The sequence below is a fragment of the Vulcanisaeta sp. JCM 16161 genome (assembly GCF_001316285.1).
Window position 1 is genome coordinate 1 of the sequence record NZ_BBDO01000012.1, and the last position, 26,900, is coordinate 26,900.

General features: G+C 45.6%; 29 protein-coding genes and 9 pseudogenes. 19 read left to right on the forward strand and 19 right to left on the reverse strand.

Translation table 11 applies throughout. The annotated features are described in order from the left end of the window. The first annotated feature begins 80 nt into the window (after positions 1-80). Positions 81-428 carry an aspartyl protease family protein gene (locus tag JCM16161_RS12825; RefSeq protein WP_054856126.1) on the forward strand — a complete coding sequence of 116 codons (348 nt, stop codon included), beginning with the start codon at positions 81-83 and terminating at the stop codon, positions 426-428. Here the strand turns inward: JCM16161_RS12825 and JCM16161_RS19060 are convergent. Genes JCM16161_RS19060 through JCM16161_RS19075 form a run of 5 tightly spaced genes read right to left on the reverse strand, consistent with a single transcriptional unit; the run spans position 417 to position 2,659 of the window. Next, on the reverse strand, positions 417-632 hold the full coding sequence (locus JCM16161_RS19060; protein WP_243666169.1) for a hypothetical protein: 216 nt from the start codon (positions 630-632) through the stop codon (positions 417-419). The genes JCM16161_RS12825 and JCM16161_RS19060 overlap by 12 nt on opposite strands. 29 nt (positions 633-661) lie before the next feature. Then, on the reverse strand, positions 662-814 hold the full coding sequence (locus JCM16161_RS19065; protein WP_243671677.1) for an H-NS histone family protein: 153 nt from the start codon (positions 812-814) through the stop codon (positions 662-664). Continuing rightward, complete coding sequence (locus JCM16161_RS12830; RefSeq protein WP_054856127.1) at positions 804-1,220, reverse strand: DUF86 domain-containing protein; 417 nt, start codon at positions 1,218-1,220, stop codon at positions 804-806. Before JCM16161_RS12830 ends, JCM16161_RS19065 begins: the two co-directional genes overlap by 11 nt. Before the next feature lie 45 nt (positions 1,221-1,265). Beyond that, positions 1,266-1,991, reverse strand: coding sequence for an MFS transporter (locus tag JCM16161_RS19070; RefSeq protein WP_243671678.1), 726 nt, complete (start codon positions 1,989-1,991; stop codon positions 1,266-1,268). Then, the gene (locus JCM16161_RS19075; RefSeq protein WP_243671679.1) at positions 1,967-2,659 is read right to left on the reverse strand and encodes an MFS transporter; all 693 of its coding nucleotides are present in this window, start codon (positions 2,657-2,659) and stop codon (positions 1,967-1,969) included. The genes JCM16161_RS19070 and JCM16161_RS19075 overlap by 25 nt, the downstream gene beginning before the upstream one ends. 138 nt (positions 2,660-2,797) lie before the next feature. Between JCM16161_RS19075 and JCM16161_RS12840 the strand changes: the two genes are divergently transcribed. Further along, positions 2,798-3,391, forward strand: a complete 594-nt coding sequence (locus tag JCM16161_RS12840) for a 50S ribosomal protein L5 (protein WP_243671680.1) — start codon at positions 2,798-2,800, stop codon at positions 3,389-3,391. Between the two features lie 207 nt (positions 3,392-3,598). On the opposite strand, the gene JCM16161_RS19080 is transcribed toward JCM16161_RS12840, so the two are convergent. After that, a complete protein-coding gene (locus JCM16161_RS19080; RefSeq protein WP_243671681.1) occupies positions 3,599-4,750 on the reverse strand; it encodes an ABC transporter substrate-binding protein in 1,152 nt (383 codons plus the stop codon). A 9-nt stretch (positions 4,751-4,759) separates the two neighbouring features. Here JCM16161_RS19080 and JCM16161_RS19085 point away from each other — a divergent pair, with 9 nt between their 5' ends. Continuing rightward, entirely contained in the window at positions 4,760-4,912 is a 153-nt protein-coding gene (locus JCM16161_RS19085; RefSeq protein ID WP_243671682.1) for a hypothetical protein, read from the forward strand. Here JCM16161_RS19085 and JCM16161_RS19090 read toward each other — a convergent pair. Next, positions 4,902-5,510, reverse strand: a complete 609-nt coding sequence (locus JCM16161_RS19090; protein WP_243671683.1) for an ABC transporter substrate-binding protein — start codon at positions 5,508-5,510, stop codon at positions 4,902-4,904. The two genes, JCM16161_RS19085 and JCM16161_RS19090, sit on opposite strands and share 11 nt — an antisense overlap. A gap of 314 nt (positions 5,511-5,824) precedes the next feature. On the opposite strand from JCM16161_RS19090, the pseudogene JCM16161_RS19095 reads away from it, so the two are divergent. The 4 genes and pseudogenes from JCM16161_RS19095 to JCM16161_RS12860 form a co-directional block, all read left to right on the forward strand. After that, positions 5,825-6,509 (forward strand): annotated as a pseudogene (locus JCM16161_RS19095) (diaminopimelate decarboxylase); the annotation flags it as partial. Between the two features lie 51 nt (positions 6,510-6,560). Continuing rightward, positions 6,561-6,980 (forward strand): hypothetical protein, encoded by a 420-nt coding sequence (locus tag JCM16161_RS19100; protein WP_243671704.1) that lies wholly within the window; start codon positions 6,561-6,563, stop codon positions 6,978-6,980. A gap of 65 nt (positions 6,981-7,045) precedes the next feature. Next, complete coding sequence (locus JCM16161_RS12855) at positions 7,046-7,426, forward strand: PaaI family thioesterase (protein WP_243671684.1); 381 nt, start codon at positions 7,046-7,048, stop codon at positions 7,424-7,426. A gap of 172 nt (positions 7,427-7,598) precedes the next feature. Further along, positions 7,599-8,685 (forward strand): annotated as a pseudogene (locus tag JCM16161_RS12860) (CoA transferase). Here the strand turns inward: JCM16161_RS12860 and JCM16161_RS12865 are convergent. From JCM16161_RS12865 to JCM16161_RS12875, 3 genes and pseudogenes are all read right to left on the reverse strand, one after another. Further along, positions 8,667-9,465 (reverse strand): annotated as a pseudogene (locus JCM16161_RS12865) (ABC transporter substrate-binding protein). The pseudogenes JCM16161_RS12860 and JCM16161_RS12865 sit on opposite strands and share 19 nt — an antisense overlap. A gap of 25 nt (positions 9,466-9,490) precedes the next feature. Then, positions 9,491-10,123 (reverse strand): ABC transporter substrate-binding protein, encoded by a 633-nt coding sequence (locus JCM16161_RS12870; protein WP_243671685.1) that lies wholly within the window; start codon positions 10,121-10,123, stop codon positions 9,491-9,493. A 106-nt stretch (positions 10,124-10,229) separates the two neighbouring features. Beyond that, positions 10,230-11,327 carry a CofH family radical SAM protein gene (locus JCM16161_RS12875; protein WP_054856128.1) on the reverse strand — a complete coding sequence of 366 codons (1,098 nt, stop codon included), beginning with the start codon at positions 11,325-11,327 and terminating at the stop codon, positions 10,230-10,232. Positions 11,328-11,426: 99 nt separating this feature from the next. On the opposite strand from JCM16161_RS12875, the pseudogene mqnC reads away from it, so the two are divergent. The 5 genes and pseudogenes from mqnC to JCM16161_RS12900 all read left to right on the forward strand — a co-directional run bounded on the left by mqnC (position 11,427) and on the right by JCM16161_RS12900 (position 13,932). Further along, positions 11,427-12,526 (forward strand): annotated as a pseudogene (mqnC, locus tag JCM16161_RS12880) (dehypoxanthine futalosine cyclase). A 28-nt stretch (positions 12,527-12,554) separates the two neighbouring features. Beyond that, positions 12,555-12,899: an aspartyl protease family protein gene (locus JCM16161_RS12885; RefSeq protein ID WP_243671686.1), complete on the forward strand. Its 345-nt coding sequence runs from the start codon at positions 12,555-12,557 to the stop codon at positions 12,897-12,899. Between the two features lie 68 nt (positions 12,900-12,967). After that, on the forward strand, positions 12,968-13,204 hold the full coding sequence (locus JCM16161_RS12890; protein ID WP_054856129.1) for a hypothetical protein: 237 nt from the start codon (positions 12,968-12,970) through the stop codon (positions 13,202-13,204). 101 nt (positions 13,205-13,305) lie between these two features. Next, positions 13,306-13,515: a type II toxin-antitoxin system VapC family toxin gene (locus tag JCM16161_RS12895; RefSeq protein WP_243671687.1), complete on the forward strand. Its 210-nt coding sequence runs from the start codon at positions 13,306-13,308 to the stop codon at positions 13,513-13,515. A 159-nt stretch (positions 13,516-13,674) separates the two neighbouring features. Next, on the forward strand, positions 13,675-13,932 hold the full coding sequence (locus JCM16161_RS12900; protein ID WP_243671688.1) for a Rieske 2Fe-2S domain-containing protein: 258 nt from the start codon (positions 13,675-13,677) through the stop codon (positions 13,930-13,932). A 416-nt stretch (positions 13,933-14,348) separates the two neighbouring features. Here JCM16161_RS12900 and JCM16161_RS12905 read toward each other — a convergent pair whose 3' ends face one another. Next, positions 14,349-14,561: an AbrB/MazE/SpoVT family DNA-binding domain-containing protein gene (locus JCM16161_RS12905; protein ID WP_054856131.1), complete on the reverse strand. Its 213-nt coding sequence runs from the start codon at positions 14,559-14,561 to the stop codon at positions 14,349-14,351. Between the two features lie 72 nt (positions 14,562-14,633). Further along, positions 14,634-14,861, reverse strand: coding sequence for a hypothetical protein (locus JCM16161_RS12910; RefSeq protein ID WP_054856132.1), 228 nt, complete (start codon positions 14,859-14,861; stop codon positions 14,634-14,636). Here JCM16161_RS12910 and JCM16161_RS19105 point away from each other — a divergent pair. Next, positions 14,808-14,941, forward strand: a pseudogene (locus tag JCM16161_RS19105) (alcohol dehydrogenase); the annotation flags it as partial. The gene JCM16161_RS12910 and the pseudogene JCM16161_RS19105 sit on opposite strands and share 54 nt — an antisense overlap. Here the strand turns inward: JCM16161_RS19105 and JCM16161_RS19110 are convergent. The 5 genes and pseudogenes from JCM16161_RS19110 to JCM16161_RS12935 form a co-directional block, all read right to left on the reverse strand. Beyond that, a complete protein-coding gene (locus JCM16161_RS19110; protein WP_243671689.1) occupies positions 14,923-15,021 on the reverse strand; it encodes a thiamine pyrophosphate-dependent enzyme in 99 nt (32 codons plus the stop codon). The pseudogene JCM16161_RS19105 and the gene JCM16161_RS19110 sit on opposite strands and share 19 nt — an antisense overlap. Positions 15,022-15,171: 150 nt before the next feature. After that, the gene (locus tag JCM16161_RS12915; protein WP_243671690.1) at positions 15,172-16,092 is read right to left on the reverse strand and encodes a hypothetical protein; all 921 of its coding nucleotides are present in this window, start codon (positions 16,090-16,092) and stop codon (positions 15,172-15,174) included. 679 nt (positions 16,093-16,771) lie between these two features. After that, positions 16,772-17,089, reverse strand: coding sequence for a hypothetical protein (locus JCM16161_RS12925; RefSeq protein ID WP_054856135.1), 318 nt, complete (start codon positions 17,087-17,089; stop codon positions 16,772-16,774). Positions 17,090-17,192: 103 nt separating this feature from the next. Then, positions 17,193-17,531, reverse strand: coding sequence for an SCP2 sterol-binding domain-containing protein (locus JCM16161_RS12930; RefSeq protein ID WP_054856136.1), 339 nt, complete (start codon positions 17,529-17,531; stop codon positions 17,193-17,195). Positions 17,532-17,607: 76 nt separating this feature from the next. Beyond that, positions 17,608-19,596 (reverse strand): annotated as a pseudogene (locus JCM16161_RS12935) (3-hydroxyacyl-CoA dehydrogenase/enoyl-CoA hydratase family protein). Positions 19,597-19,751: 155 nt separating this feature from the next. Here JCM16161_RS12935 and JCM16161_RS12940 point away from each other — a divergent pair. The 4 genes and pseudogenes from JCM16161_RS12940 to JCM16161_RS12955 all read left to right on the forward strand — a co-directional run bounded on the left by JCM16161_RS12940 (position 19,752) and on the right by JCM16161_RS12955 (position 23,326). After that, positions 19,752-20,965, forward strand: a pseudogene (locus tag JCM16161_RS12940) (thiolase domain-containing protein). After that, positions 20,965-21,509: pseudogene (locus tag JCM16161_RS12945) on the forward strand (Zn-ribbon domain-containing OB-fold protein). The pseudogenes JCM16161_RS12940 and JCM16161_RS12945 overlap by 1 nt, the downstream one beginning before the upstream one ends. A 9-nt stretch (positions 21,510-21,518) precedes the next feature. Continuing rightward, positions 21,519-22,310, forward strand: coding sequence for an enoyl-CoA hydratase-related protein (locus tag JCM16161_RS12950; protein WP_243671691.1), 792 nt, complete (start codon positions 21,519-21,521; stop codon positions 22,308-22,310). 83 nt (positions 22,311-22,393) lie between these two features. Beyond that, complete coding sequence (locus JCM16161_RS12955) at positions 22,394-23,326, forward strand: amidohydrolase family protein (RefSeq protein WP_054856137.1); 933 nt, start codon at positions 22,394-22,396, stop codon at positions 23,324-23,326. A gap of 179 nt (positions 23,327-23,505) precedes the next feature. On the opposite strand, the pseudogene JCM16161_RS12960 reads toward JCM16161_RS12955, so the two are convergent. Beyond that, positions 23,506-25,153, reverse strand: a pseudogene (locus JCM16161_RS12960) (long-chain fatty acid--CoA ligase). 65 nt (positions 25,154-25,218) lie between these two features. After that, entirely contained in the window at positions 25,219-25,743 is a 525-nt protein-coding gene (locus JCM16161_RS12965; protein ID WP_054856138.1) for a class I SAM-dependent methyltransferase, read from the reverse strand. Positions 25,744-25,924: 181 nt separating this feature from the next. On the opposite strand from JCM16161_RS12965, the gene JCM16161_RS12970 reads away from it, so the two are divergent. Next, entirely contained in the window at positions 25,925-26,347 is a 423-nt protein-coding gene (locus tag JCM16161_RS12970) for a hypothetical protein (protein WP_054856139.1), read from the forward strand. Positions 26,348-26,414: 67 nt separating this feature from the next. After that, on the forward strand, positions 26,415-26,894 hold the full coding sequence (locus JCM16161_RS12975) for a PaREP1 family protein (protein ID WP_054856145.1): 480 nt from the start codon (positions 26,415-26,417) through the stop codon (positions 26,892-26,894). The last annotated feature ends 6 nt before the right edge of the window (positions 26,895-26,900 follow it).

Sequence of the window (26,900 nt, forward strand, 5' to 3'; positions counted from 1 at the left end):
ATTAACACCACTCTCAGAGCTAACGAATTAACTCACCTCCAAAGCCTTATTAAGTATTCCGTAAGTCTATCCTTGGTTTTATGGGTCATGTGTGGGTTGAGGCCGAGTTAATAAGTGGAGATAGGGAGGTTAGGGTGAAGGCCTTGGTGGATAGCGGCGCTACCCTGACCGTCATACCTAGGGCGTTGGCTGAGGAACTTGGGTTGAAGGTGATTGATAGGGGCACCGTCATGACGGCGGGCGGACCTGTTGGTGTGGAGTTTAGTGAGGTTAAGGTTAGGTTAATGGGTAGGGAGGCCACGGTTAGGGTAGTGATTAGCGATATCATTGATAAGGTCCTGATTGGCATAACGACCCTGGAAATACTGGGTTTAATGATAGACCCAACAACGGGCACACTCAGGGAAGCGCCATACCTACTGTATTGAATCATCACGCATTACCAGGTATAACTCATCAAGTGCCTCACTCATTAATGCCTCGTATAGGCCATCAACATCCTCAAGAATTATGAGGCCGTGCTCCATTATCGAAAGCCTAAATTCAGGGTCGACATTGATTAGTGGCACGACATCCACAGGCATGCCGAGTACCTCCTCAAGCCTTGTTCCAAGGCTTAATAACTCATTCAGGTCAAGATTCTTCCCGTAAACCGCAATGTCTATGTCCCTAAACTCATTAAGTCTACGAAACTACCGAATAATATCCCAAGGGAGATACCGTACTCCCTAAGTATATCCCTAATTCTTGAAATAATTAATTCCCTCTCCTCACGATCCATTGAGTGATAGACATACTCGCCACTAAATTCCATAACGATCCCTCAACCTACTTATGAAACTCACCAGGTTTTTAAAGTTCGACTTAATGCTTTGATATATTAAGTAATCATCGATTACCCAATACCTATGAACAAGCAGGTTCCTAAGTCTTATAAGTCTCGTTAAATCCTCGTACTCATTCATCATTAATAAGCCCTTATCCCTCAATATCATTAGTGCATTTATCGGCGTCCTAGGTCTTTCACTCAAGTCTCTACGTACTATATGCATTGCTAACGCCATTACCGCCTCCGCAATGACTATTAACTCATACCTAATGGCCATTTTATCTTCATCGCTTAATTCATTGTATGACTTATTCGTTATTCTTTCAATTTCATTTATTGCATCCTCAACATCCCTAATAAGGCCCCTAATGAATTCCTTAGAAACACCCACGTTGGTTTCTAACGCCCTGTTTATTTTAAGGTTGTTTTTAATACGTTACTGACTTATACCTAGTTCTCCCGAGGATAGTTCCAGGGGCTTACCCTTGGGTTCCTTTATGAATAGTGCTGTGAATATTACACCGATTATCGCCACGGCAACCAATACGAGTAATAGGTTCGACATCACCATGTACTTAGCCGTTGCGTTCAATGAATTGCTTGTTATTGGGAAGAGCAGTGGAATGAATAGTGCAGCGAGTGTTGCGCCCAACTTACCGCTGCCGGCGGCTATTCCGTGACCGGTCGTCCTGAACCTCGTTGGGAACACCTCGGTTGGCAGTATGAACGTCGTTACGTTAGGACCAACGTTGGTGAAGAACTGGGCTAAGCCGTACAGCACTATTATGGCTACTGGATATATTGCACCACTCCTAAGCATGAGGGCGGCCGCTAGGTATGTGGCGGCTACGATTGAGAATCCCATTATCTGCATGGACTTCCTACCCATTTTATCCACTAGGAAGGCAGCCACGTAGTAGCCAGGGACTAGGAAGGCTAGCACAACGTATAACTGAACATAAATACCAGCCAGTGGATTCTTCGCTAGTCCCATTGCCGAGGTTACGAATGGGCCAAATATGTTCATGCCGTAGAAGAACACGTCAAGTGCGAACCAGGGTATTGCCGTACCCAGTACCACTGGTAGGTATCTCAGGAAGTTGTCGCGAAAACCATTGCTATAATTATTTATGCCGTTTATCTCCACGTCCTGCCTAAGCACGTCCCTAATGGCTCTCCTTGCGCTTCAACATTGCCCTTAACGAAGTACTCAAATCTAGGTGTCTCATGGACCCTACGCCTAAAGTAAATGACGAGTGCCGGCATCACCGCGCCAAAACCAAGTATTACCCTCCAGGCTAGGTCTGGGTTTACCCTGGCATTTAATAGCCCCAGGCCCAATAGGGCAGCCGTTACTATGCCCCAGCCCTGCATTGAGAAGACGCCAGCTACGAATAAGCCCCTGCTCCTGGCCGGCGCGTATTCACTCATTAGCGTGGCGCTTATTGGGTAGTCACCGCCAACTCCGAGTCCAAGTATGAACCTAGTTATCCACAGCATTGTTGGGTTTACTGAGAAGGCGGAGACTATGGCACCAGCTGCTAGTAGTGCGGCCTCCACTCCGTATATGTACTTCCTACCGAATATGTCGCCTATCCTACCGAATATGAAGGGGCCTATTACCGCGCCGAATAGTGCTGCTGATGATATTAGGCTTATTTCTGAAGCCGTTAACGACCAGACCTGCCTTAAGAATACTAGGGCTATTGATATTGCGAATAGGTCATAGGCATCGGCAAAGAAGCCTGCGCCGGATATGAATAGGAGCTTTAGGTGCCCTGGTGTTGGTTTCGACCAATCAAGTGGTTCAAAGGGCGTTTTATTCGACATCATGATTCGTGAAGCCAAAACCTTAATAGGGCTTTTGTCAGTAAAGTACTAACCATATTTATTAATAAATATGTCTATATATCAACGCAAAGTCCATGGGGCAAATTTTTATTAATTCTTATTCTCCACGCATAATCGATGCCCGCAATAGACCTAACACAGATTGACCTGAAGTCATTGACGCCCGACCAATTGGATTGGAGGAAGTTCGTACTACCCGCCGACCACCCAATGAGGGTTATTAGGATTGAGAAGGTAGTAGCCAACATAGGTGTTGGGCAAAGCGGCGAGAGACTTGAGAAGGCCGCTAAAGTCCTTGAGGAATTAACAATGCAGAAACCAAGCTATAGACTTGCCAAGAAGTCCATTAAGGACTGGAACATTAGGAGGGGCGAACCAATAGGCGTTGCGGTAACACTGAGGAGGAATAAGGCCGTTTGGTTTTTACTCAGGACATTGGCTGCTGTGGACTTCACACTGAGGGAGAGTTCATTCGATGATTGGGGTAACGTGGCCTTCGGGATAAGGGAGCACATAATGATACCGGGTACTAAGTACGACCCAGCGGTCGGTGTGTGGGGATTAAACGTAGTCACAGTACTCGCGAGACCAGGGCTAAGGGTAATGTACAGGAGGAGGGCTAGGCACGATGTTGGCAGGGAACAAAGAGTAAGTAAGGCAGAGGCAATGAAATTCTTCCAAGAAGTTCTTGGTGTAAAAATAATAAAATAATAATAAAATAAAGTTATTTTTATAAGGTAATTTTTAACAATTAATTATCACGAAGTGCTGGTCATGCTAATTATTGTTCCGTTACTATACTCAATTACCTGTGTGCCGTTGCTATAGGTTATTACGTATAGCGTGACAGGTTGATAATACATCGTATTGTAGAAGTAACCATCCCATGTCCATATAAACCTTTAACGTATGGTTGTACTATGTCGTAATATTCAGCCACGGTAACCATACGTATGGCGCCTGCCAGTATGTAATATTGTAAACTTCTGCAAGCATTTGCAGTTGCTCCGTCTCGTTCGTCACAAATGGCATTTCAGCTGTCAACTCATTAACAACGCTATTATTAAACCAAGCCATGTTGCCCGAAATACCACCATTAATAACATTTAATATTGAATATACTAATTGATATAGTGGATCTGGCCAATCAGGTATCCAACCTAAATCGACCATTAATGGTGTTGCGCTAGGAGTAACCCAGGTATCACTTTCTGCCGTTGTTGCGTACTCAACCGATGTTGGTATTCCTATTTGGCTTAGGTCTTGGGCGATTATTTCAAGTTGTTCCTCAACCAATGGCGTTACTGGTGGTATTACTGTTATTGGTATTGTTGGTAGTTTTTGGCCGCTTGGGTTGCCGATGACAGTGCCGTTTGGTAGTACTGTGTAGAAGTTGCATTCCCAGCCTGACTTGTTGAGGTACTCAATGGCTAGGTTCGGGTTGTATGAGTACATGGGTAGGTTATCTGGGTTGTAGAATGGTGCGTATGCTGGGTTTGATGGTCCTAAATACAGTTCGGCCAGTGTTGTGTTTAGTAGTGGTGAGTAGTACGTGTATAACAATGCCGTGTAATTAATGGCATGCACTACGGCCAACCTGAAGTCAGTGCAGTTTGTCGGCCACTCCTCAGTATTCATTGATATATAAAGAACTCCGGCTGGTTGATAACCGAGTAGTCGTATTATTGATTGTGGTGGTAGATACTTACTGTATGGCCATGCTGTGTATATTTGGTCTAGGAATGGTGGGCTTACGTACGATATCTGGGCATCATTACTCGCAAACAACTCAACCCTATCCGAGTGCGACATTGAGAACTTAATATCAATAATTTGTATATGGGCCGGTTGATCAAGTACAGGCAATGAACCAGGCGGGTAATTATTGCCCCAATAATTCGGATTAGCCTTAAGTACTATCTCGGTGAACTCACCAGGAGTACCCGTTACGCTCTGAATCTCGTATGGTCCTGTTCCTGGAGCACCATACTGACATAAATAACTATTTATTGAATTAGGCTGGACGCGCCGTGGGCGTCTACGTATGCTGGGGGTACCATAGCGCCCCACCAAGCGGCTATGTCTAGTAGGAAGAATCTATATGGTCTCAGTAAGTTGAATTCTACTTTGTATGGTCCTAGGACTACGATTGCTTGGTTGGGGTATGTCATTAGCTTCTGTATTGTTGCGTTGTTTACGTTGAAGTTGCTTAGTACGTTGGCTAGGGCGTAGGCGCATAGTGTGGCGTTGCTGATGTAGCGTTGTTGCCCGTGGCATACGCCAATGCATGACAAGCACCCCAAGGAATAGCATAACCAGTTTCGAAATACTTCGTATAACTGAACAAAATCCTCGCATAGTTGCTTATTCCTGGTCCCTGCCCCATCAGAATCGTCCTGTAGAAGCTGAACCAAACAACCGTAGCATTAAACGCCTCACCATCAGTAAAGTAAACACCCTGCCTAAGCGTGAATGTATAGTTCTCATAGTTAGAACTGATAGTCCAATTAGTAGCTAACATAGGCTCAACCTGGAATATATTCGAAGGGTTCCAAGTAACCAATTCCTGATAAACAACGTTAAATATTTCCTCGTCTTGCACGTAGAAGCCCGTTGCCGGGTCTAGGCAGTCTGGTGATGCTGTCCAGGATATGTCCACCAACTCATTAGGATTTGGCGGTGCCAATGTAATCGTTTGATTCGAGACCACGGTCACCGTCGGCTTAGTAACTGTCGGAGGCGGAGAAACAACCTTCTTACTCGGGTGATAAGTCACCGCGAAGTAAGCACCCAACGCAACAACCACCACAACAACCACGATTACACCCACCAGTGCGGTACGGGATATCCCTCTATTTAGTCTTTGTTTAGGCACTTATTATAGCATTTATTCCTGAATTTAAGTTTTCTTATTTTAGAAATTGAATAAAAGTATTATAAGCTTAAGTCATTATTATATTCTTTCTATTTCTTTTTACAGCAACAATTAATACTTACATTCATTATTAACGCTTTTAGCACTTTCATTTCTGATAATCATGAACATGCTTACCGTAAAATCTAATTGAATACTTAAAAATTAGTTATCGCATTAACACCGTGGATAATTGCGTTGTTGGTAATAGTATTAGCCTTACGGAGTTAGTGAATAAGTTTGGTACGCCGCTTATTGTTTATGACCTTGGTAGGGTTGAGGAGAATTATAAGGCCATTAAGGAAGCCACCGGTGCTAGGGTCCTTTACTCAATAAAGGCTAATCCTAACCTGGCAATACTAACCTTTCTGAGGAAGCTTGGTTCGGGCGTGGATGCCGCATCACCCGGCGAGATATTTCTGGCGTTGAAGGCTGGTTTTGAACCGGGTAATATATTGTATACTGGGGCCTTTCGGTCACTTGACGATATTAAGTACGGCATTGATGCGGGGTCCTTTTTAACTTCGATTCGCGGAGAGAATTTGAGAGGGCGTTATCCCTTGGCTACAGGCTAGGACTGTTTTCTTCAGGGTTGATTTGGGCTATGGCAGGGGCTTCGTGCCTGGCGTTACATTGGCTGGTGAGGAGAGTAAGTTCGGCATGTTCCTGAACGATGCTATTGATGCGTATAGCCTCGCTAAGTCTATTGGTGTTGAGGAGTTCGGTATACACGCTATGATGGGTAGTAATGTGCTTGATGCTGAGTACTTCATTAGGATTGCTGAGTTGCTTAGGGAGCATGCAGAGTTCATTGAGGATAGGGTTGGCGTTAGGATTAAGTACTTTGACATGGGTGGTGGGTTTGGGATTCCATACAGGCCAGGCGAGAAACCCCTTGACCTAAGTAAGCTAAGTGTACTTAGAAACTTCTTCCCTGGTGAGTTATGGATTGAGCCTGGTAGGTTCATTGTTGGTGATGCGGGTTATCTAGTCACGAGAGTCACCGAGGTTAAGAGGAAGGGTAGCAGGACCTTTGTTGGCGTTGATGTTGGCATGAACGTGCTCATTAGGCCCATGCTATACGGCGCGTATCACCACATAATCACGTGCGGTGGCGGTGAGGAGCAGGAGGTTGTGGATGTCGTTGGGCCTATTTGCGAGAATACGGATAAATTAGCCATCAATAGGGAGTTGCCAAGGGTTAGGGAGGGTGACTTACTCATTATCCTTAACGCGGGTGCCTACGTATATTCAATGAGCAGTAATTACAATGGTAGGCCTAGGCCAGCCGAGGTCATCGTTTACAAGGGTGAGTATGGAATTGCCAGGTTTAGGGAGCCCCTGGACTCACTCATTGCCGGTCAGGTCATTCCCAACTTTATTTAGACTACTTATCACTATTTACTTATCAGCGCAACTTTGCTTAAATAGGCCCTTCCTCTCATTACCATGTGTCGACGTGGGACGAATTAGTAAAAAGCGTGGGTTCGATAGGCAGCATTAGGGAACTCTTTCTTAAGGCTAGGTCTGCCGGTTTTAATGTTGCTGAGTTAATGAATAATTACCTGCGCAGTGAGCCCCTGTTTAACTTCATTGGTCTTGAGTTTGTTGAGGTTGGTGATGGTTTTGTTAGGGCTGTTTTTCCCTATAAGCGTGAGATTCTTAGGAGGGGTGGTATGGTTCATGGCGGTGTTGTTATGACGGTTATTGACACGGTTCTCGGTACTGCCGTTATGACCGTTAATGACGGCATTGACCAATACACGGCAGAGTTAAAGGTTCACTTCCTAGAGCCGTTGATGAATGGACATTCACAGTGGAGGGTAGGGTGATAAGGCCGGCAGACACCTAGCCGTCGCAGAGGCCCATGTATATGACGCAAATAAGAAGCTATGCGCAGTGGGGATAGGGACGTGGTTCATGGTTAGGAATAGCGGGCAGAGGGGTGGTAATCATAATTCCCAGGGCTAATATCCTTATTAACCCTGGCTTAGAATTCACTCAATGTTTAGGGTTCTGGATCTAACCAGGCTTTATCCTGGCGGTGTCGCGACGAGGATCCTGGCTGACCTCGGCTTTGACGTTATTAAGGTTGAGGATACGGAGGTTGGTGATTACCTAAGGGAGTTATCGCCGAAGCTCTTTGAGTGGTTGAATGCTGGCAAGAGGAGTATTGCCATCAACCTGAAAACGAGTGAGGGCAGGGAACTATTCTATAGGTTGGTTGGGAATAGTCACGTGGTTATTGAGGGCTTTAGACCTGGCGTGGCTAAAAAGCTGGGTATTGACTATGAGACCCTTAGGAGAGTGAATGATAGGCTTATCTACTGCTCAATAAATGGTTATGGCGAGTATGGCCCATACTCCGGGCTTCCAAACCACGATATCAACACGGTCGGTGTCGCCGGCCTACTGGACCCGAACCTCTTCAGTGATGGTGCGCCCAAGCCGCTAACAATTCAGGTTGCTGATGTTGGTTCAGCTACTATGCGTAATCGGCGTCTTAAGCCTTCTACTACGTGGTGTTGGTGGTAGGGTTGAGGTCTCCATGATGGAGGCTGCACTACTCTTTAATACGCTAAACATGGCAATGACATACGAGGGTGTCGACCCGAACCTAACGGGTAAGTACCCATTCTACAACATCTATAGGTGTAGGGATGGCTACATAACGATTGGCGCCATAGAGACCAAGTTCTGGCAGAGGCTATGCAGGGCCTTAAACCGCGAGGACCTAGTCAATAGGCAGTTCGATAAGGAGGCCATAAGCGAATTGAGTAAAGAATTAAGTAAGTACACGGTTGCGGAAGCCCTCAAACTCCTCTGGAGCTATGACGTACCGGCAGCCCCCATAAACTCCATAAAGGACCTTGAAAAAGACCCACAATTAACTGCGAGGGGTTTTAATGGGAGGGACTTCCTTAACCCATTATTAATAAATGGCGTTAGGCCAGGCGTGAAGGGCAGGGCACCAAGGCTGGGTGAGAACACCATGGAAATATTGATGGAAATTGGCTTATCACGTGATGAAATAAGTAAATTAGCTAAACTGGGTGTAATCATTGGATTAACTCAAACAAACAATAATTGAACCTCAGGTAATAAGCCCCTTTCATGACCCATCTCAAGTAATACCCTAATAGCCTTTTCGCCATCGATACCCATATCCACCGTATAGTCATTCACGTACATCCTAACGAACCTATCAGTGTCGCTCATGTTTAAGCCCCTTGAGAACTCCATGCATGCGCCAACGCCTCCTCCCTATGACTCATTGCGTACCTAATGGACTCCAGCAATGCCTCCTTAACAGCCTTAGCCATATCGAGTCCCAGGGATGCCTTAACAACATCTAGGCCCAGGGGCGTTGGGAGTTTCGTCTCTTCATACCACCACTCACCGAGGTCTATGATCTTCTTAAGCCCATACCTTTCATAGGTTATTTGTCCCTCATGTATAAGGCGCCGGCATCAACGACTCCAGCCCTCACCGCATCCATGATCTTATCGAAGGGTATCTCCACGGTCTTTACATTGGGCATTGCAAGTTTAACTAGAAGTGTTGCCGTGGTGTACGTGCCGGGTACCGCAACTAACTCGGGCCTTGTAGTATTACCTACAACAACGGGGCCGTACCTAAGCCCCATGGATGCGCCGACCCTCAGTATGTAGTACTTACTTCCTATGTATGCCATTGCGTGCGTACTTACTGCCGTGACGTCGATCCTACCGTGCATTGCCAATTTATTCAATGTCTCAATATCGACTAGGAACTCCCTGATGGTGAATGGCGACTTAACCAACCCCCTCTTTAGTGCGTAGAACATGAATGCGTCGTCCGGGTCCGGACTATGCCCAATCAGTAATTCCATCACCTCAATGATTCACCCCATGATATTAAGCTTTATTGCCCAGGAACTCTAGGCAATTGTTTATACCGAATATTCTCAATTCCTCATTAATACCCGAGATCACCCTATCATCAACCCTGTACCTAATAGCCTTGAAATACTGCCTAATTAATTCCTTAGACACGCCAATCCTGCCCGCAGTGTACTGAATAACGGGCTCCGGATCCTCCTCAAATAATTCAAGGGATCTCTCGATAGCGTTAATTACCGTACTAAGTTCGTGTTCTTCGTAATTCCTAGTAACTGCCATGACAGCATAAATAAGTGGTAGTCCAACCCTCTCCCTCCATAACTCACCAACATCAATAATGTATGGGTAGCCAGCATCAACCATCCTCAGCGCATCATCCCCAATGACCAGCACGGCGCCGAAATCCCTCAGTGCCGCATATGGATTATCAATAACCCTTAGGTCAATACCCAATAACCTCTTAACCGCCAGTGCGTTGACGCTCGTGTCACTAACGGCTGCGTAGCCCATGCCCGAGCCCTTAAACAACCTAGCCGATATAACCGGGCCATCACTATAAATGGCGAAACTGGGGATTACATAGAGTAGGTTGCAATTGTATGCTGCGTATGTTAGTGGTACAAAGCCAATCCTAGCCTTACCCTCCAATAGGAGCTTTATCGACTCATTATTGCCAGCCCATATTGGTTAAGCCCTGAATAATAGAATAATGGATCCGAGTGGGCATACTTTAGCCTAATAATGCTCATTGCGGTCATCCCAACGCGTTGTTTACCTCGGCGATTAACCTATGGAATGTATCCCTAAGGAATAGCCTTAGGCCGGCCTCACGGGCTATGTGCGCCAACTCCCCAAGCGTCACAGACTCCCTAGAACCCGCCTGTTTAAGCACTTGCTCGTTAATCATCGTGCCCACTAGGTCGTTGGCACCGGCCATTAACAATGTCGAAGCCAGCCTCTTACCTGTTGAAACCCAGTACGCACCTATCCTCCTAATTGAATCACCGAGTATTAGCCTTGAGATGGCTACAACCCTTACATCATACTCAGCCGGCGCTGGCCCCTTGACCAAGCCATCCCTATATAACTTCGTGTTCCAGGGAACGAACTTTATAGGTATGAAGAGGAGTATTCCGTGGGTCCTCTCCTGAACCTCCTTAATGGCGAAGACATGTTCAACAATGTGCCTCGGCTTCTCAATATGGCCGTAGAGCATGGTCGCATTACTCATAAGCCCAACCCTATGCGCCTCCTCCTGAATCCGAAGCCAGGTCTCCGCATTGAACTTATACGGAGTTATCACCCTCCTAACCTCCTCATTAAGTATCTCGGCACCACCTCCACTAAGTGCATCAAGCCCAGCCTCCCTGAACCTCTCGAGGACCTCCCTCGTGCTCATCCTCCAAACCCTCGCGTAGAAGTCTATCTCCGCGGCCGTAGGCCCCTTAATGATTATGTCAGGCGCGGCCTTCTTGACCGACCTGAACACGTCCTCGAAGTACTCAATGTCCAGGTCAGGATTGAATCCACCGTTTATGTGGAGCTCCGTTACGCCAAAGCGTGCCTTGGCCTCAAGCACGCCCTTGGTTATCTCCTCGGGAGTCCTAACGTAGGCCTCTGGGTGGCCCTTAGGCCTATAGAAGGCGCATATTGGGCACTGGGCAACGCATATGTTTGAGTAATTGATAACGACGTTATTAACCACGGTCACGGTATCCCCAGTTATCTTCCGAGTGAGTTCATTAGCCACGCGGGCCAGGTCCTTGAAATCACACCCAACCATGAATTCCTCGGCGTCGGACTTGGTAATACCGTTAATCACGGCATTACGTAAGTCATCTATTGTGCACATGACACAGCGTTGGTGGTCACCCCCCTTTTTAAGTATTGGTCATTATGATTCTATTTACTTCATTAAGATACAACGTAATAACTTAAATAATGCAGTCCAATGTGTAGTGACGTGGATAATAACTGGAGTCCCATTGTTGAGAAGGCTGTTTATGAGGAGCGATTGAGCCCACGTGATATTGAGGAATTATTTAAGGCCGATCTTTGGGAGCTTGGTTCCGCGGCCGAGTACTTGACAAGGAGGTACTTCGGTAATGTGGTTACCTTCATACCAAACATGATACTTAATTACACGAATGTTTGCGTGATAGCCTGCAGGTTCTGCGCCTTCTATAGACCGCCTGGGCATCCTGAGGCCTATACGTTGAGTGTTGAGGAGGCCGTGCATAGGGTTATGGCTGTTGATAGGGAATTCGGTATTAGGCAGGTGTTGATTCAGGGCGGTATAAATCCCGAGTTAGGTATTGAGTATTACGAGGATTTATTTAGGGCGTTGAAGGCCAAATTACCCCACGTGGCGATCCATGGACTAAGCCAATAGAGATCGATTACTTAGCGAGGAAGCATAGGATGAGCTATTCAGAGGTTCTGGATAGGCTTAGGGAGGCTGGTATGGACACGTTAGCCGGCGGTGGTGGTGAAATACTGGTTGATAGGGTGAGGAGGGTCATCGCGCCCCACAAGATTGATGCCGAGACCTGGCTGAACATAATGGAGACCGCCCATAGGATGGGCATAATGAGTAATGCAACGATGATGTACGGCCACGTAGAGACCGTAAGCGACTGGGCCGAGCACCTCTATAGGGTAATTGAGCTTCAGAGGAGGACCCGCGGATTCCTATCGTTCACCGCTTGGAACTTTGAGCCAGGCAATAGTGAGTTGACTAGGGAAGTCCCATACCCACTGACCTCAGCCACATTATTGAGGGTGGTCGCCGTGGCGAGGCTCGTGTTTAAGAACGAATTACCCAACATACAGTCAAGCTGGCTAACAAACGGTCTCGACGCAGCCCAGCTAGCCCTTAAATTCGGCGCTAATGACTTCGGCGGCACACTGTATGAGGAGAGGGTTATACCGGCCACGGGTTTAAAAATGCCGGTGCTAACCAATGCCTCTATTATTAACCTGATTAAAGGCCTTGGATTAGTACCTGCCGAGAGGGATAATTGGTACAGAATTATCAAAATATATAACTAGGCATTAGGTTGAGCATTATTGATGCATTATGGGCCTGGTCTATGTTGATGCCGTGGTTAAGCATGGGGACAAGTCCGTACCGATTAAGCTACTTGTTGATTCAGGAGCCATGTACACGGTCTTAAGAAGAGATGTTTGGGAGTACCTTGGGCTTAGGCCTATACAGGAGATGGAGTTTATCCTTGCTGATGGCACCATAATTAGACGATGGGTTTCGGAGGCGGTAATTGAATTGAGGGGTTATGGTGAGAGGCACACGCCGGTTGTGCTTGGCGAGACGGAGGATGAGAACTTACTCGGTACTGTCACGCTTGAGATATTCGGGCTTGTCCTGGACCATTCAGGAGGGAGTTACGCCCAGCTAGGATGTTGATGAAGTAATAAAGTGAAGAGTTTAAATTTGTATTACATTATTATATTACTGATTTTATTATATTACTGATGTGCGGTAGTGTTATAATTACGATAAGGGTGCCAAAGGAATTGAAAGAAATTATGGACAAGTATTCCGGAATAATTAATTGGAGTGAGGAAATTAGGAACTTCATAATTAGGCGAATCACCGAAATTAGGCAGGAGGAAGCATTGAATAGGCTAAATAGTATTATCGAGAAACTTCCTGAGCTGCCTACCGGTTCTATCGTGTCCCTCGTGAGGGAGGATCGTGATAGTCATTGATACATCAACCTTAGCTAAGTACGTATTGAGGGAAGTGGGGTGGAGTGATATTTATGAATTTATACGTGTTAATAAACCAATTTATTCAGTTGCTTAATGCGGTGATTGAATTAGTCGATACCGGCGTTATAGTACTGGAACCTGAGGAACAGTACATGCCTGATGCCTTTATGATCGCGTTACGTAACGACATTACTGTGTATGACTCCCTATACATAGCCCAGGCGTTGAAGAGAGGAACCCTTCTAACGAGTGATAAGGAGCAGGCTAGCGTTGCCAGGAAATTAGGCATATCAGTAATACTCATGTAGGGCTTCCCATTAGTTATTTTAGCTCGTGCCTGTACAATAAACTTAATTAGCAGGTGACTATGCCCTGGGTCTTGTTATGTGGAGGAGGGTTTCCATACTGGTCAAGGTTTTTGAGAAGAGGAACTCTGTAATTACCTGGTTGATAATAAGCCAATACTCGTGGTTAAATACGGCGATAATTACTACGGGATGCTCGCCATATGCGCTCACATGGGCTGCGCCTTACTAACGGATGTCGATGGTTACGTAGCCACATGCCCAGCACACCAGGCCAAGTACGACGTTAGGACGGGCGAAATGATCGAGAAGCCACAGGTAAGGCCTGAGGTTAAGTGTGAGTACGCCGACGTCAAGGCGCCACTACCAACCTACAAGGTTAGAGTCACCCAGGATGGATTCCTCGAAATCGACGTTTAGGCATTAATTAAAATTAAGATCACTTAGGTAATGCCACAACCCATTTTCTTAGCTAACCTAGCCAGTCTAGTATCGAAGATAGCTAATGGCTTATTTTTCAGTAAGCGTGTGCTAGTATTACCATGTCATTGTAATTCTTGATGCCTGCTGTAAGCGTTAAATTAATTGCATTAAGTATCTTATCACTGCATTCACAGAGTATCTCAGCCTTATCGTTGATTAGATATTGCACCATATAATCAATGCGATCCTCAAGCCCATGCCCTCTAAAAAAACCGGATGAGCTCATGAATAACGATAGGTGGTATAAGCCATTTTTCTAATGAATTCAGAGGCATACTGGCCTCATTATGGAATTCAGAATCAGTGAATAAATCGAAAATTATAACATTAGTATCAATTATCGCCTCCATAGTCTAATGAGCCCTTTCAATGCCAGTCTCAATATCCTCAAGCGTCAACTTCCTACCAAACGTAAGTCTCTTTCTATCGTCTGATAACTTCCTAAATACTATCTTATCGTCCTCAACGTAAACTATCAACACGTCGCCAATCCTAATCCCAAGCCTCTCCCTAATATCCGCGGGTATTGTGACCTGGTAATTCCTGGTAACCTTAACTTTTTCCATATTAGGCTACTATTTAGGCTACTATTTAATTTACTAGATCGATTTAAATCTTACTATTGAGACTAATATGACTTAACCAGGGAAAAACATGCCTTTCTTTACGTTCAATATCCCCTTACCATCCAGCGCAGCCTTTATTGATCTCAAAACATCAAGCGCATTACCGAGCTCGTGCCTTAACCATCTTGAACGCACAACGCCAATGCCGTGGTGATGGCTTATGGATCCGCCATTCCTTAAGGTAACTGCCCAGCGGCTGCTGGTCGAATGCCCGGTCTCGTGGGACTTAATGGTGGGCATGCTGAGTACCTGACAGTGCCTGAGATAGCCGTTATACCCCTGAGAAGGGTGTTGATATCTACTACGCGGCGCCAATCGCCGCCGGTATTGCGAAACCCAATGACGTAAAACCCGCAGGGTTGAAGTAGGTCCTTGGCTTATAGACCGGTAATTCGAACATGGCGACTTGATTACCACCAGGTAAAACTTTTTTCGATTAGTGCTATGAATATAGCCATATAATATTTCATTATTCATGGATAGCAATTAAATATTTGCGCGCAGTCGCCTGTCTTTGGAGAACAAAATTAAAGCATTATTATAGCGTAGGCTAACTCCCATGTCTAATGTCCATATTGTCCATGTTATCTCGTATACCCTCAGGATACACCTTAGCTATGAAAGATGATAATGCGATAAAAACGGGTATAAACTCTCTCTTAATATGAACAACTGTACGCATAACTGTCTTTCTTGGCTTAAACTCATATATGTTCAATTGTGCATTAATCCCAAACTTCTTGCCAATGTTCACAACATTGTATATGAAGTCCTTAAGAACTGCGCCCTTTGAACGTGTAGTGGCTTGTATATAATAGCCATTTCTCCCATGCTCTATCTTAAACGTGTAATTTTTATAAAATATGTATATATTATAATCATTGATTATGGAATTAACCAGATTTTGCACCCTATAATGATTCAAAATTAAAAAGATAATTTTAGAATTGTCAAGAGACAGTATGTAGGTAAGGAAATCCTTAGCGAATTTCTTAGAATACTCATGTGTGAGGATTACGGAATTAACATTGGATACATTTACAGTTTTATAATTCATTTGTTCGAGCATAGACCTAAATTTATTGGATAACGGCTCGTTATTAATAAATGCATGTAATGAAAAACCGACTAAATGCTTCTTATTGTTGAATATCCCGTCACCCATAAAAATCCCAACATTGTAATATGCCTTAAAATTAATCGGTTCATCATTACTGATAATCTTGATAAATGCATTCAACTTATTTAAGAAATCGAAATTCACCAGCGTAACATCAAAGTAAGTATCGTATTTCACGCTCAACATCTCATCTTCCTTCTCATTGTTAATATTTATGCGATTAGCTATAACGCGGAGAGTAACCGGTCTTTGAGCTATAGCGCTAATTAATCCTGCTACTAATGCATGAATTTCTGTCTCTGTATTGGAAATGAGGAATTTATCGTAATGTCTACTGCCATCAGTTGCCAATAAACCGGCTAATATTTTCCTAAAGTTGGGATCATACGTAATTTTATCATGTATATTAACATAAAATGAGATCGCGGGCATATTAATTGCGAAAGAAATAGATGGTTTAATGGTACGGTTTAGTTCTATGGTTATATACGCATTTCCTGCCTTCTCGCTATTCGGAAATAATACGTGAAGGGCTCTACTTGTATTATTAACCTTTTTTTTATCATGTAGTTATTGCTTAACAAACTTTGCTTAATACCTGGTAACATCGTATGAACAGTATATCCCTTGATTGTACTATCGAGCGACTTAAGGAAGTTGTAATATTCAAGAACATCGTTGACTACTAACGCTTTATTCGGCGCCACTTTATTAACATATTCGTATGGATTTACATTCGATAAATTTTCATATTGTGGATTATCAAGCACAAAATTAATCCTTCTTAACAATTCTTTTTTTAACAAATTCCATTATCTCGCTCTCAGACATTTTCTCATACCAGTAACTCATCAAATAAGATAATTCTACAGGGTTTAAAAATGCGTTAAACCGTGAACCTTGTTCAGAAATCATAACTTCTAATTTATCTCTGCGCTTGGCCTAGAGGATCTCTTTTACCTCGGTTATTCCTGTTACTTTCTTTATTGCTTAACTTGTAGGTGAACCAAATGCGCAGTGAATATACGCTTTAATTAGCCACGCTATATGTCGAGGCACCGGCGGCGCTGACTACCTTAATGCCCTTGCTCTCGGCATACTCAACATCGATGTGATCGGTGCCGACGGATGCCGTACCAATCACCTTAAGGTTCCTACCAGCATCTATAATGTCCTTAGTCACCCTATGCCAAACACTGACTATTACCGCGTCGTAATCACGAATCGCATCCCTTAGCTGTTCCGTCGTCATTGGCCTAACGTCAACCTCACCAACCTCACTTAGCATTTTCATTGCCTGGGGGCCAACGTCTGGATCTACGAGCGGTACCGTGACCAGAATCCTCATATGTTAAGCAATAGGTTCACGTGGTAATAAGCATACCCATTATTTATAGTACGGAGAGAAATGACGAATTTTAATTGATATGTATAAGCCTATATATCCGTGATTACGCACTTCGCGCGGTGTTCATTATGTCTATGAGGGTTGCCGCATCCATTATATTGCCAGTCACCTTAATTATGCCCGAGAAGTACGCCTGCATTGCATCGAGTTGCCCCTTAATTAACTTCAATAAATTGTCCTTATTTACCTGTATTGTGGCGGTTGGTGACCTATGAGTGCCCTTAGTAAGTTTCACGGTGCCGCCACCAACCTCAACATAGAATGGATCATACCCCTCCCCAGTGAATTGAAACACCTTAACCGGACCACTCACCTTACTGGTCAGCTTTGGTAAAGCCTTCTCGGTCATTGACCTTAGAAGTTCGAAGGGATCCTCAGACATATCAATCGAGAATAGTATTAATTCCCTAAAATTTTAAGTAATATCGCTATTTATACTATATATCATCGTTGTACTATTACTCACCCTTAAACTCGGGCCTCCTCCTCATGCAAATGCCATTACTCCCTCCTGGGCATCCTTAGTGTTAACCGCCATGCTGAAGAATGCCGCCTCAAGTAGCATGCCTATGTCAACCGGTACCTGAGTTCCAAAGTTTATCGCATACTTCGCATAGGTTAATGCGATTGGTGGTCCCTGGCTAGTCTCATTGCGAATGACCTAACCTCATCCTCAAACCTCTCCTTAGGCACAACCCTATTGACAAGGCCGATCCTATAGCCTCATCAGCCTTAATTCTATCGCCGAGCATTATCAATTCCTTGGCCCTGCCAAGTCCAACGTACCTAATCAACTTCTGTGTACCTCCAGCACCCGGTATTATGCCAAGGGTTATCTCAGGCTGCCCGAGCTCTGACCTATCAGTGGCTATCCTGAAGTCGCAAGCCATTGCGATCTCCAGGCCACCACCAAGTGCGTAACCATCAATAGCCGCTATGACGGGCTTGGGGAACCTCTCAATCTTATTAACGGCGTCCTGGAACTTCCTATTATAGAGGAAGAAGTAGTAGGTGTGTAGTGGGCCTTGGAACGACGTGACATCAGCGCCCGCCGAGAACGCCCTGTCACCAGCGCCCCTAATTATTACGACCCTGACCTCCTTATCATCCCAAAGCATGTCAAGAGCCCTACTTATTTCATCAAGCATCGTCAGGGTCAGGGCATTAAGCCTCTGCGGCCTGTTGAGTATTATCCAGGCAAGTGGTGGTTCCCTCCTCAGTATTATCTCCTTAAACTCGGTCACACCAACGGCGCCATACTCGTAGAAGCCACGACCACTCTTCTGCCCGAGCCTACCCTCCTGAACCATCTGCGTAAGTAGTGGGTCTGGCTTGAACAACTCATAGCCATACCTAGAGTATAGTTGGTTCAGCGACTCAACAACCTTATCAATGCCGAACTCATCTGCATACTCAAAGACGCCCCTTGGCCAACCAAGGCCCAACTTAACGCCCTTCTCAATGTCGTCCCTAGAGGCTATGCCCTGCCTGAGTAGCCAAGCGGCCATGTTTATTGCTGGAGCAAATATTTGTACTAAGTCGACCTTCTCACCAGCCTCTCTGGGTATGTTGGCCCTCTCGTAGGGTCCACCCTTATACTCATAGAAACCACGACCGCTCTTCTGACCAAGCCAACCCTTCTTGTATAGGTCCTCAATTAATGGGCATGGGACCCTAAGCATCGGGTCCCTCTCAGCAACTGCCAGACCAACTAGGTAACCCACGTCTATGCCCGTGAAGTCCTGAAGCTCGAAAATGCCCATGGGTAAACCAGCCCTGTACTTAACGGCTGAGTCAATCTCAACTATGGAATACACATTATTAGCCGCTAATAGGCATGCGGCCGAGTTTAGCGCTATTAATATTCTATTAACCACGAAGCCCGGTACGTCCTTATTAACCATTATTGGCTCCTTACCGAGCTCTTAACGAAGTCGTAAGCCCTCCTGGCGGTCTCATCACTTGTTTGGGCACCCTTAATGACCTCGACAAGCGGCATGAGAGCCGGCGGATTAAAGAAGTGAATTCCAACGACCTCTCGGGCCTCTTCGTGGCACTTGCAATCTCTGTTATTGGTAGGCTACTCGTGTTCGTGGCTAAAATCGCGTGCGAAGGCGCATTTGCGTCGGCCTCAGCAAACACCTGCTTCTTAAGGTCTAGTTTCTCGGGTACGGCCTCAATCATTATGTCGGCATTCTTAACGGCCTCGGCTACTGATAATGACGTCTTTATCCTACTCATTACCTCATTAACCTTCTCCTTACTAATCGTACCCCTCTCAGCAAATTTATCGAGACTCCACTTAATCCTCTCCAGGGCTTTATTTAGCAGGTCTTGTGATACGTCAACCATCACAACTTCATAACCCGCCAGTGCGGATACTTCGGCTATACCATGACCCATTGTACCTGCCCTATGACCGCGACCCTCCTAATTTGCGTGCTCATCGTATATCCAACCCTTTACTAAGTTATTAAGTGCGATCCCAATTTACTCAAATTATTTGCGTCAAGGCATATATAATGAATATAGTGGTAATGATCAAGCAATAGTGAACAGAGGGGCATTACTATTTAAGGCCTTTTTCGAATACTATGGGATTATGAGAGGAGTTGCAATTGTTGGGGTTGGTCATGCGAAGTTTGGGCGTAGGACTGACACAAACCTAGGCGAGCTTGCCTGGGAGGCTGTTAAGGAGGCCCTTGAGGATTCAAGGCTTGATCAGAAGGATATTCAGTACTTCGTCGTTGGTAACGCAGGTGGTTGGAGTGCCGAGCCGTTACCGGCCGTGGTCGTTGGCGAGTACTGCGGTTTAAATCCCAGGGGTGCCATGAGGGTTGAGGCAGCCTGCGCATCGGGTAGTGCCGCACTTTACAATGCCTATTTAGCCGTGGCCTCAGGAATGGCGGACATAGCCATGGCAATAGGCGTTGAGAAGATGTACGAGTCGCCAACGCCAACGGTCGTCGAATTCATTGGTAGGGCTGGTAATTACTTCTGGGAGTTTGAGAACTTTGGATTGACGTTCCCAGGTTATTACGCACTCTACATGACCGCGTACATGAATAGGTTTGGAGCCACTGAGGAGGACTTCTGCAGGGTAGCCGTTAAGAACCATTATTACGGCTCAATGAACCAAAGGCCCAGTTCTACGGCGTGAGGATAACTATTGATCAATGCCTCAAGTCCAGGTACGTGGCCTGGCCGATAAAGCTCTACGACTCAAGCCCAATAACCGATGGGGCTGCCGCCGTGATACTCGCCAGTGAGGATTTGGCTAGGAAGATAACGGACACGCCGGTGTGGATTAGGTCCGTGGGTGTGGCGACAGGTACTGCAAACCTAAGTAAGAGGTCTGACTTCATAGGATTGGATGCGGCATACCAAGCCGCCGAACAGGCATTTAAGAGGATTGGGATTGAGCATAGGGATACGTGGAAGTATTTCGATGTTGCTGACGTTCATGACTGCTTCACAATAGCTGAGGTGATGGCGTATGAGGACTTGGGCTTTGTGGAGAGGGGCATGGGTATTCAACTGGTTAGGAATGAACAGACATACAAGGGTGGTTTAATACCAGTTAACCTGGATGGTGGCCTTAAGGCGAAGGGCCATCCCATAGGGGCTACGGGGGTTAGTATGGCTGTTGAGATGACTAAGCAGTTGAGACAGAGTGTTGAGCCTAGGGATAGGCAGGCCGACATCTATACTGGCTGGGCCTTGGCGCATAACGTCGGTGGTACTGGCCATTACGCCTATGTAACCATATACTCACTTGATAAGGATGGTTCACCGAAGGCGAAGCCCAAGAGGTGATGGTGATGTCCCTGGAGGCCAAATATGAGGAGTTTTGGAGGCAATCCATTAAGCAGTTGAATGAAGTTGTCAAGGCCACCGGACTGCCCATAGCGCCTGATGAGAAGGGTCAGTATAGCCTGTGGTATGACGTTAGGGAGTTGAGGCTTAGGTTCTCAATTAGTGTTGAGAGGATTAAGAAATTCTTCGATGGATTAAGGAGGGTAAGGTTTACGCCACTAGATGCAGAAGATGCGGTAGGTATTACTTCCCGCCGCAGGCTGATTGCCCGTATTGTAAGACCAGCGACATGGATTGGGTCGAGATAAGCGGTGAGGGTGAGCTACTAACATATACGGTAATAAACACGAAGCCCCTAACGTACTCACATTACCCAGATTACATAGTGGCCATTGCTAGGATGAGGGAGGGTTTTAACGTGCTGGCTTGGTTGAGGGCTGATGACCCTAAGAAGGTTAGGGTTGGCATGAGGGTTAAGCTTAAGGTCGTTAAGAGGGAACCAGAGGGTTACCTGACGTATGAGTTCGTACCCGCAGAGCAGTGAGTGATTACTATGTATAGGTATGTAATTGTTGATGATAAGGGACCCATAACAATCTTTACACTTAATAGGCCGGAGAGACTCAATGCCCTGGGGCCTGAACTTAGGGCTGAGTTATTGGATGCCCTGCGTAGGTTTAATAATGATGCAGGTAAGAGGGTTGGCATAATAACTGGTGCTGGTAGGGCTTTCTCGGCGGGTGCCGACATATCCATTAAACCGAGTGGTCCTGGGACCATTAATCTTGAGGAGGAGCTTAGGGACTCCTTCCACTTAATACTTAGGGAAATAAGGTTTAGCGATAAGTTATTCATTGCCGCCATTAATGGCGTGGCTGCCGGCGCCGGAATTAGTCTTGCCGTTGCGTGTGACTTTGCCTTTGCCTCAAGGAATGCCAGGTTTGTCATGGCATTTCAAAACATAGGTTTAGTTCCGGACACGGGATTGACGCTTATGATGGCTAGATTAGTTGGCGCTAGGGCACTTAGGTACTTACTCATTGGTGGTGAGTTCACGGCTGAGGAGGCCGAGGCCATGGGCCTTGTTAGGGTTGTTGATGACCCATTAGGGGAGGCCGTCAAGCTTGCCAATGAGATTGTCCAGGGCCCGTTCAAGGCCTATTCGTATGGTAAGAGACTAATTAATGAGGTCTTGTTTAAGGACCTTGATCAATTCCTAGCAGTCGAGGCAAGGCTGCAGGGTGAGTTGGGTAATACCATGATTTCGTGGAGGGCGTCTCAGCTTTTCTCGAGAAGAGGAGACCTAAATTCATTGGTTATTGACCATTTTATGTATGCAAAATGATGCTTATTAAATATTTAGTTCAGTGTTCATAAATTAAAATATGATGTATTATTTTTAAATAGCTGCTGATTTTATCTCTATTAATGCCAGGTTATTACTTCATTGATTTTCACGTTCATCCAGCCGCGGAACTTAGGCAATTAAGGAATAAGCTTCATAATGCTGGTGCCATTGCCTCAACACTTTACCCGATCGATATCGACCCAACACTTAGCCTGACCCTTAGCGGCCTGTATAGGTTAGCTAGGGACCTGGGCATGTACGTTGATGTTAAGTCAGTGATTAGGGAGGTCTATGACCTAATTAGTAAGTGGCCTGAGTACATGATTGATAATATGAAGCTTTGGTATGAGGTCTTTAAGGAGGGCGTTAGTGACTTCTTCATACCGTTCTCGAGCATAAACCCGAGCTTTGGTGTTAAGTATGTTAAGCAGAAAATTAGGGAAATGGAACACCTGGGACTTAGGGGTGTGTTTGTCTCTCCAACACTTCAATTCTTCAACCCAGCCACGAGCCCAGCCTTTAAGCAGTTGATGGAGTATGCCGAGAAGAATGATGTCTTAATCGTGATGCATCTTGGAATGCCTAAGGACGTTGATGAGAGGATTATAACGCACGTGATGCCCAAGAACCTTGTGGAGGTTCTTGATGAGTATAGGCCCTACATGGTTATTAATGGGCTTGGAACACCGCCGGAGAGGTTTGGCCTATGGATTAGGGAGGTTCTCAAGGTGATGAGGAGGTATGACAATACGTACTTAAGCACCTCCGGAATTAATTGTTACCTATTCAATGATGAGTCCGCAAAGCCGATATTGAACGCCTTGGGCCCCGACAGAATATTATTTGGGAGTGGTTATCCATACAGGAGGTTTAGGGACTTAGTTGGCGATGTTAAGTGCGTTGAGGGCAGTGATAGCGTTGGTGGTGTTGATAAGGAGATGATAATGATGAGCAACGCGCTCGAATTATTTAAGTACCATGGATTTAGAATCAACGAGAACCTAAGTACCTAGACTCACCGGGTTTCCATGACCAGGATAAATAATCCTAAGCAGCGCTGGCTTGTTACCGTGCTCGACAATGGCATTCCGCCGAGTAATACGCCATCCTTAAAGATAAGCGGTGCTACCGGGCATGTGACTTAAATGAGTACAAACCTCCATGTAAACTCGATGATTTTAGGGATTAAGGGTTATCTGAAACCTCTCCTTAAGCACCTTCTTATCAACTTACCAGTGCTTGTCTTCGGCAGCTCAGACTCGACAATCACGACTTTATCCGGCACCCACCACTTGGGTATTTTACCCTCATTAACTAGGTTCATTAAGTAATTCTTGATTTCGTCCTCGGTGACTCTTTGGCTGGGTTTTGGCACGACTATGGCTACTGGCCTCTCACCCCACTTTGGGTGTGGAATACCAATGACGGCGACCTCATAAACAGCGGGGTGCATGCTTATTAAGTCTTCAAGTCTCGTGCTTGATATCCACTCACCACCGCTCTTAATAACGTCCTTTGCCCTGTCCATAATCCAGATATAGCCCTCACTATCCCAAACGGCAATGTCGTCAGTGTGGAACCAACCATCGCGCCATGCATTCTTCGTCTTCTCAGGGTCATTTAGGTACTCCCTGATTATCCACGGCGCCCTAACCACCAACTCACCCATAGTCCTGCCATCCCTAGGCACATCCCTACCCTGCTCATCAACAATCCTAATATCCACCAATGGTATTGGCAAACCAGCACTGAGTACTAACTCCCTCCTTTTGTCCTCCGGCCAATTCCTCATTTTTGGTTTCTCCATTGATAGGAGTATGACTGGGGCTGTCTCCGTTAGGCCAAAGCCCTGAACCACGCGTATACCCCTCCTATTCGCCTCCTCGAGCAAGCCCCTTGGCAGTGCTGAACCGCCTACTATGAACTTTAGACCTCTGAGGTCATACTTGGGCGAATCTGGGTGGTAAAGCAGGTTGTATAGGATTGTTGGCACTCCATTAACGATTGTCACGCCCTCATCCTTAATAAGCTTCAATATCCAACCCCACTCAAACCTACCTGGGTATACCTGCTTAATGCCGGTGAGCGTGGCTATGTACGGTAATCCCCATGCATGGACGTGGAACATCGGCACCAGGGGCATTGCAACATCATAAATACTCGCATTTATTGGTGGTGCCGTTATTGATAGTGCAACGGACATTGCGTGAAGCACCAATTGTCTATGCGTGAAGTACGTACTTCGGCCTACCCGTTGTTCCGGACGTAAACATCATGGTGGCCACGGTATTCTCACTAAGTTCTGGGAAGTTGTATGGTCTCGAATTTCTTACTAAGTCCTCATACCAATAAACCTCAGCTCCATCGAAACTCACCTCGCCATGCTCAGCCTTATCGCTCATAATCACGACCTTCCTTATGGTCTTCACGAGTGATACCGCGACTCTAGCAAGCGGTATGAAGTCCTCATTTATGAATAAAACCTCGTCCTGGGCCTGGAGTAACGTGTATATTATGTCTTCAGGAGCCAGCAACACATTCACGGTGTGCAGCACAGCGCCATACATGGGTATGCCGAAGTAAAGCTCGTAGTGCCTAATGGTATTCCAATCAAGCACTGCAACCCTGCTACCGAACCTGCCAGGCTCGCCAGGCCTTACACCTAATTCCTCAAGCACGGAACCAAGCCTTTGTATCCTATCCCACTCATTGGAGTAGTTCGACCTTACTACCTGGCCGTTGGGTGGTGCATAGATGATTTCCGTGTCTGGGTATAGCTGTGCCGCCCTGCGTATTATCTTGTCCAACGTTAATTGGTAATCATGGTACTGAGAACTCATCGCTGAATCACTATATGAATTAGGTCGATGTAGAATAAAGTATTGCCCATATATTGGCTATATACCTACTTACGCGAAACTACATAATAGTTAATAAAGCCACCAACCCTAACAACCCCACTCCTAACAACTATAAAGCCTGCACTGGAAACCTCGTGTTCCAACTCACCCTCCCTGTAAAGCCTATAATACCTGGCAATACCCCTATCAATGCCATAACTCCAGGTAATGTAGCCCTCACAATCACCAATGGGTCTCAGCCTCCTAAGCGTAGCCTTGTCGCAACCCCACACGGTGGCGATAAATAGGCCGCCAGGTCTTAATGCCTCATGAACCCCGCGTAAAGCATTACCTATTAAGGACTTGGGTATATGATGCAACGTGGATATTGATATCACTAAATCCATAGACCCCGGCCTAATTGGTAAGTGCGTACCTGAACAATTAACCCACTCAATATCACTGCTAGAAGCCATTATCATGCCTACGCTCAACTCACAACCAACATAGAGGGAGTTACTAAGAAATGATCTCAAAACCCCCAGGTTACCGCCGGCCCCAGCGCCAATGTCAAGTACGAAACGCGGCACTAAACCCCTAATGGTATCACCAACCTCATTAAGTAGGCTCTAGCTAAGGCCCCACCTTCCCTGGTCTTAGGATAAACCCTGGAGATTGTATCGTAAGTTTCCATAACCTCCTTTAACCTCTCCATTAAGACCCAGTTAATACATGGTAGCCCCTTATTAAGTCAGTTGGGATTCATTATTGATGATCCTGACTAAGGACAGGATGAGTGTTATTACCCTTGTGAATGAGTTGAGGAGGCTCGTTAATGAGAACCTCGTCAAATCCATACTCGTGGACTTCGTAAAGGAAACGCCAGGCTTCACCCACATAATCTCCCTGGGTGGTAATGCTAAACAGGTATATACTGACGACACTACGATATACCTAATACTCACCGATGGAAGGTTAATTAATGGGGGCATTGATGATTACGGTATATACCACAACATTGAGGGTGCCACGTGGGTAATCACAGGCGCCATATTCCCACCACGCGGTAACGAAAGTGGCGGCTCCATGGACCTAACAATACATAGCAAGTCAGGTAAGGTAAGGAATATGCTGGAGAACGCCGTTTACGAGGCCGTTAAGGGAAGCGATGTTATGGTTAATATAGCGTATTAGTAATCATACGCTATGACGTGGGTAAAAATATTTTTAAAATTAATATGTATGAATTATAAGCATGGTAATGCATGGGTTACCTAAGCCCTGGTTTGACATTGATGGCTATAAGAGGACGAGATTACTCGAGACCAAGTATGAGATTGAGTTGGCCAAGAGATTCCTAGATGAGGGTTTAATTAGGAATGCCGCTGGTAAGGCGTTTCAAGCCGTTAAGGCGTTATTAGCCGCCTTGGCCGTGGATATTAGGGATAAATTGATTGCGAGATATCCAGGTAAGGTGAGGATCAAGGGCGGCAAAACAGTTGATAGGGCCTATTGGGTCATAGCCGTGATGCCCACGAACTACATGCTTGGGTTGTCGGCATTGATTAATGAGGAAATTCATTACCTGGCGGCAATAGCCCTGCACCTGCATCAGTATCAGTATAATGGGCCTGACAGGGAGGGTATCTTAAGCCAGTATAGGACTGATGATGAGGCTAAGGAGGACATACTATTAATAATTAATAATGTAAGTAAAATATTAAGTAAATTGAACATTTAATTTACA